Genomic DNA, 6,190 nt, shown 5'->3' on the forward strand with positions numbered 1-6,190 from the left:
TAATAGCGCAGCCAAACTTGATGTAGGCAAGTCGAATTCAACGTAATCTTTTAACCACTCAACAGGCACCAGCATCGTTTTTTACTCCGCAAATTGGGAAAGGAATTGAAGGTTATTCTCTAAAAATAGTCGTAAATCATCGATACCATATTGCAGCATCGGGATACGTTCCACGCCAAGCCCGAACGCGAAGCCGCTGTAGCGTTCGGTATCGATTCCATAATGTTCTAGGATATTAGGATGCATCAAACCAGCGCCACCGAGTTCAATCCAACCGCTTTTTTTACATACCTGACAGCCGCTTCCCCCACAGAAGATGCAGGTAATCGAATAATCGACCCCCGGCTCAACAAAGGGGAAGAAGTCAGGTCTAAATCTAACTTGAACCTTTGGTCCGAACATCAAGCGCGCAAACTGGCCGAGTGTACCCTTTAGGTTCGCCATGCTAACCCCTTCATCAACCATAAAGGCATCAACCTGATGGAAAGCGAATGAATGGGTGGCATCAACAGCTTCATAACGGAAGCATCGTCCGATGGTGGCAATACGCAGTGGTGGTTTGCGATGTTCGAGGATACGTCCCTGGACAGCAGTCGTTTGGGTTCTTAAAAGGTGGTCTGAATCCACATAGAACGAGTTCTGTTCATCCATCGCAGGGTGGTCTTCCGGATAATTGAGAGCATCGAAGTTATATTTATATTCTTCCACTTCCGGCCCATCGACGAATTCAAAACCAAGACCAATCAATGCAGCTCGAACTCTATCTTCAGTTTGTGTGAGAATATGTTTGTAGCCAAATCTTGATAAGCGACCGGGAAGGGTATTGTCAACTTGTTCAGCGGTGAGCCGTAGCTTACTTTCTTTGGTAGCGAGATCCTCTCTGCGTGCTTCAATCAAAGCTTCGAGTTCTTGCTTTGCTTCGTTTAAGCGCTTCCCAAATAGAGGACGTTCTTCAGCAGGAAGTTGGGGGATCGTCTTCATCAAGTCGCCAAACAAGCCTTTGGCCCTGCCAAGGTATTTGATAGAAACCTCATCGAGAGCTGCCACTGATTGTGCAGGTTCGATATCTGCAATCGCTTCTTGTTTTAGCTGCTCAATTGTCTTCATTTAAATCACCTGTATGAGCTGCCAATAGCTCCAGAGGAACTTCAAAATAACAATACAAGAAACGCCCGCTCGGATATTAACCGGCGGGCGTAACATTTAGAATAATTTAGATATTAGACAGCGCCGGTTGTTGTAGGTGAAACCCTCTCTACTAGCGCCTTGAAAGCGTCCGAGTCATTTATAGCCAAATCGGCTAACACTTTTCTATCAATGATAATGCCACTGATAGTCATTCCGTGCATAAACTCGTTATAACGCACGCCAAGAATTCGGCATGCTGCAGAAATACGCGTGATCCAAAGACGTCGGAAGTCACGCTTCTTGTTGCGTCGATCGATGTATGCGTACATCAGGCTCTTCATCACCTGCTCGTTTGCTGACTTATACAGCTTACGCTTACCGCCCCAATATCCTTCGGCGCGATCGATAATTTTCTTATGATGCTTATGCTTACTAATCCCGCGTTTAACGCGTGCCATACGTAACTCCCTCCTGACAAAACTTCATGCTCTCGTTAGAGAGGCAACTCTTATATTCCAAGCATTCTTTTAATACGCTTGACGGTGGACTTATCAAGTACCTGGTCATCATCCAGGCCACGTTTTTGCGAACCGCCCTTATTCAAAAACATATGGTTATTGAATGCATGGCGATGCACGAGCTTCCCGTTACCCGTTATCTTGAACCGCTTCGACGCGGTCTTGTGTGTCTTCAGCTTTGGCACTGTCTTTCTGTCCTCCCTGCGGGGTCGGTTGTGCTTTTGGAGCAATAATCATGATCATCAATCTACCTTCCATTGTGGGCGGTCTTTCGACGATTGCCACTTCGGTAGTAGCATCCATTATACGCTGCATGCTCCTTCGCGCAATTTCAGGATGCGTGATTTCACGACTTCTAAACCTTAAGGTGATCTTAACTTTATCCCCGTCGTTTAGAAACTTTATCGCGTTCTTAATCTTAACATCAATATCGTGTTCGTCAGTACCTGGACGTAATTGAATACCTTTAACGTCCATCTTATGGTGTTTTTTCTTTGTCTCGCGTTCGCGTTTTTCCTGTTCATACTTGTACTTGCCGTAATCAACGATACGGCAGACAGGCGGTCGAGCGTTGGGAGCAACTTCAACTAAATCTAAACCACGTTCTCGCGCAAGCATGAAAGCTTGTCGAGAACTCAATAGCCCTAATTGCTCGTTGTTCTCGTCAATTACTCGAATTTCAGGTGCGCGAACTCGTTCGTTAATACGCACTCGTGGCTCTCGGGCCACATCCCTATACGGTCTATTCACGCAGTAAGCGTTCCCCTTCTTTTATGGAAATCCGAGCTAATTATACCGACCAAGAGAGAGTTTGTCAAGGCTATCAGCCTTAGAGAACCCTTCCTACACTAAGTATCTTTATTAAAAATCGGAACAATGAAGGAATTTTAGTAGTCACATCGAATTGATACTATTATGGAATGGCAAGCGCCTGCACATTATCAAATTGTAAATGGTTTGCTGCCTATCGCTTCATCCCCAGAAGCAATAGGTACAGCAGAACGTGCCTGCACGGCTCTTGTTGCCGGTTTTAAGGGCTGGATGATCTTTATGAGATAAGGCCGCCTGCGGTTCAATTGATCGTAGCTAACTCGATTGAATTTGCGATAATGCCGCTTCCTGATACTCCTCAACCTCTCTTTGGAAATATGATCTGTTTTCCCTATTGCTCCTCGACAGTTGAACCTTCGGCAATCATTATTCCATGCCGTCCCGTAAAACTTATTGCAAAGCGGGTTCCAAGTTTATGTGATTTACTTCTATGGCGAGCCGCCACTCAGATTGCTTTAAAATATAATTTTAATTTTAATCCTCTTGGAATTCCATTGTGGCTCGGTGAAATTATTTTTTGGCTGGGTGCAGTTGAGATTTCCTACCATGAGGTCAAGTTGCTTACAGAGGCTATCATCGGCATGCATGATGGAAGGGAAGTGCCGGCAATTTCTACCTATGAAAAGTGGGAAGACAACACTGTTGAAAAGCTTATGGGCCTTTATAAGCAGATACTCGCGTTAGCTGTTGATTTACATGTTCTGGTCGATAAAGGACTGCTGTTAAGGATAGTTAACTTGACTTTAGAACAACCTGGTCGTGATGCACAAAGCATTTTAGCTGAGGCGATCGGACTTGGCGGCAGGGAATGGCTGAAATCGCATCCATCGTTCTAATAATCTTCCCCCAAAATAACAGACATCTGCTTCAAAGTAGAGAGGTATTTATTGGGGATGAAAGTTCTTTGTGTGAATTTAACTATGGGGGGTTGCTATGATCCTGCGAATCGCGTGTTGTTAGTTACGCTATGTATCAGACGTAAATCTTTCAATCCCATTAGCTTCCTTAGAATGAAAGGGTACACTTTTGACATTAGGGATGAATTGGTTTGGGAGATACGGGATGCTCTTCAGATATATTAAAACCGCTGGGATAATTTTAACTTTTCTTTTTATGATCGGATGCCACAAGCAAACTACTGTTACAATCAAACCTATCGTTAGCCCAACTCCTTTGCATTTAGCTGCACGCGATGGAGATCTCTTACGGGTGAAACTGCTTTTAAACAAGAATAACCTTAATGCAAGGGACGCGAATAACCGCACGCCGCTTCATAATGCAGTCGATTCTTCTAATGTTGAAGTGGTTAAGTACCTTATTTCCAAAGGCGCAGATGTCAACGCGAAAGACAAAGACGGCTTAACGCCTTTACACTTAATGGCATCAACGGGCAATACCGAAATCATGTCCCTACTAATAAAAAATGGCGCAAACGTAAATTCATTAATAAATAATGGAAATTCACCTTTTCACGAAGCGGTAGAACACGCTCATCCGGATGCAGTTAAGTTACTGTTTAAGAGTGGCGCAGATGTGATGGCGAGAAATAATGAGGGGGGAACTCCACTTCATTTAGCGGTTATAAATGGAGATTTAGAAATAGCTGACTTTCTTATCCGGAACGGGGCAGATGTGATGGCTGTAGATGATAAAGGGAAGTCGTCTTTACAAGAAGCCGCTTCGAATGGGCAAATGGAAATGGCGTTTTTCTTACTCAAAGAGGGCGCGGATGTCCGATCAAGTGATTATGAAGGGATGACCCCTTTGCATGAGGCTTCTAAATGGGGATACCAAGAACTAGCGATTTACTTTGCAACTCACGGCGCTGATATTAACGCAAGAACAAAAGCCGGTGTAACTGCCATTCAGTTTGCCCGCCGAAAAAATAACAAAGACATCGCTGATCTCCTGAAAGCCTTAGGGGCCAAGGAGTAAATCTTCAGCATCCAGCCACTGCTTGGGGAAATCAGGCAATAAGCCAAAGGTTGTCATGTCGAAGTTCTTGAATCCAAGCGCAAGGGCAGGGGAGTCTTCTTTTACTCTGAAATCACCCTTTGCAGGATCGATGAAAAGAGGGTCGGTAAAGATCGAATGTTCATCGTAACCGAGCGCTTGCCATTCTTCCAAGTTATAAGTCAACCAATCCTCACCCCGTTTGGCGAATCGGGCGATGAAGTGGCCGAGGTCGCTGAAGTAGAGGTTGAAGTCAATTTCATCCGCCCAACGCCCCTGAGGCGGCATCCAAGCGCCTTGAATACAAGTCCCCCCATGGCGTTCCGTTTTAAAGCTTAAATCAACTTCGAGTTTGCCGGTTTTCGTGTTTGTCACCACGATATTGCGCACGATGCGGTCGTGATTATCTTCATAGCAGACATGGGTGTTGAGCGGCATGGCCGGGTTAATGATGATATTATTAACGACTGTGCGATAGGCCCCTTCACGCAGCTTGATGCTTATGCCGAGGCATAAGTTATTCTCCACGCGGTAATTACTGGTGCCGTCGTCCAGGTCGATGCCCCATCCATGATCCTCACGGAAGCGGTTGTGCCGGATAATAGTGGTCTCGCAGGCGTCCTCAAGCACATTACCTGCACTATGGGAGACATGCTCCGGGCCGTGCGACTGCTGTAAACACCAATATCGTTCGCGCCCCCATGAATTGAACGGCCCATGATCTCCGGTTTCTTTGACGGTATCTGAGATGTCGTTATGCTCAATAATATGCCCGCCCCAGGTTCCGTCATTCACACAGATAGCAGATCGAGGCATGCTGTAGATACGATTATGGCTGACGGTCGTGCGCTTGCACACCGACAAAAATACCCCGGCAGTTTGCTTCCCATAAACACCGCAGTCATGTATAAGATTATTTGAAACCACGCAATCAGCCGGATATTCTTGCTGCGTCCCATGCGTCAAATGCTTTGACCCCACCAGACACACAGCGCTATCCCCGCACTGCGTGAACTTATTACCGGTGATACGGATGCGCTTGTTGGAGTTGTTGATGAACACCGCATTGCCACCGACGGCATCAAAGAAGCAATCTTCAATAGCGCAGTCTTCAGCGCCGTCGAATTCAATAGTACCACCACGGTATAGTGTCCAATCCCCAAGCGATGGAGCTTCATAGGTCTCCATAAAGGTGGGGCAGACGTGTGCAAAACGAAAGCCCTTGAATGTGACATTGCTAGCTGCGATGACTTCTACTAATTGAGTATTCTGCGGGGCTTCGACAAGGGCTGATCCGATGTCAACGCCTTCCAGCGGAATCACATAAAGGATGCGTGTGTCTTCATCGAAATACCATTCACCAGGGAAGTCGAGTTCTTCAAACACGTTCTCTATATAGAACCGACACCCCTCTGCCAGGCCATTTGCTGCGTGCCCGAGTACGTTTGCGTTGATCTGAAAGCCGCCTTCGCCCAGGTGGATGGCGTGGCGCTCGCGGTCGATGCTCCGCACTCGCCACTGCAGATTGCCCCACCTGCCTTCAGGGAAGATGTGCACTACTGCATCCTCGGGCTTAGTCCATGTCTTAGAAGTAAAGGTCGCTGGATCATAGTGGAAATGGTTATTGGGGCGTTCGGGGCCGACCTTCGCGACGTTCGTGTAGCCGGAGCCATTAATGGTGGGGTCAATGGCGTCATAGTTGGGGAACCGTGCCCTGTGCTGACGTATGCCGTTGATGAAAAGCTCGGATACATATACCT

General features: G+C 46.5%; 7 protein-coding genes. 2 read left to right on the forward strand and 5 right to left on the reverse strand.

The window, feature by feature from the left end:
- Window positions 1-81: 81 nt before the first annotated feature.
- The 4 genes from pheS to infC all read right to left on the reverse strand — a co-directional run bounded on the left by pheS (window position 82) and on the right by infC (window position 2,357).
- Window positions 82-1,107, reverse strand: a complete 1,026-nt coding sequence (gene pheS, locus WCO51_08610; GenBank protein MEI6513319.1) for a phenylalanine--tRNA ligase subunit alpha — start codon at window positions 1,105-1,107, stop codon at window positions 82-84.
- A 113-nt stretch (window positions 1,108-1,220) separates the two neighbouring features.
- The gene (gene rplT / locus WCO51_08615; GenBank protein MEI6513320.1) at window positions 1,221-1,586 is read right to left on the reverse strand and encodes a 50S ribosomal protein L20; all 366 of its coding nucleotides are present in this window, start codon (window positions 1,584-1,586) and stop codon (window positions 1,221-1,223) included.
- Window positions 1,587-1,636: 50 nt separating this feature from the next.
- Complete coding sequence (gene rpmI / locus WCO51_08620; GenBank protein ID MEI6513321.1) at window positions 1,637-1,831, reverse strand: 50S ribosomal protein L35; 195 nt, start codon at window positions 1,829-1,831, stop codon at window positions 1,637-1,639.
- Entirely contained in the window at window positions 1,776-2,357 is a 582-nt protein-coding gene (gene infC, locus WCO51_08625; protein ID MEI6513322.1) for a translation initiation factor IF-3, read from the reverse strand. Before infC ends, rpmI begins: the two co-directional genes overlap by 56 nt.
- A 365-nt stretch (window positions 2,358-2,722) precedes the next feature.
- Here infC and WCO51_08630 point away from each other — a divergent pair, with 365 nt between their 5' ends.
- Window positions 2,723-3,313, forward strand: a complete 591-nt coding sequence (locus WCO51_08630; protein ID MEI6513323.1) for a hypothetical protein — start codon at window positions 2,723-2,725, stop codon at window positions 3,311-3,313.
- Window positions 3,314-3,539: 226 nt separating this feature from the next.
- Complete coding sequence (locus WCO51_08635) at window positions 3,540-4,412, forward strand: ankyrin repeat domain-containing protein (protein ID MEI6513324.1); 873 nt, start codon at window positions 3,540-3,542, stop codon at window positions 4,410-4,412.
- On the opposite strand, the gene WCO51_08640 is transcribed toward WCO51_08635, so the two are convergent.
- Window positions 4,395-6,190: right-handed parallel beta-helix repeat-containing protein (locus WCO51_08640; protein MEI6513325.1), on the reverse strand; the 1,796-nt coding region annotated here is incomplete at its 5' end. The genes WCO51_08635 and WCO51_08640 overlap by 18 nt on opposite strands.

The sequence above is a fragment of the bacterium genome (assembly GCA_037131655.1).
In the GTDB taxonomy this organism is placed as follows: domain Bacteria; phylum Armatimonadota; class Fimbriimonadia; order Fimbriimonadales; family JBAXQP01; genus JBAXQP01.

What these genes read in the sequence shown, in the direction of transcription:
- pheS (MEI6513319.1), bottom strand. Translation starts at nt 1,107, where the DNA reads ATGAAGACAATTGAGCAGCTAAAACAAGAAGCGATTGCAGATATCGAA.
- rplT (MEI6513320.1), bottom strand. Translation starts at nt 1,586, where the DNA reads ATGGCACGCGTTAAACGCGGGATTAGTAAGCATAAGCATCATAAGAAA.
- WCO51_08635 (MEI6513324.1), top strand. Translation starts at nt 3,540, where the DNA reads ATGCTCTTCAGATATATTAAAACCGCTGGGATAATTTTAACTTTTCTT.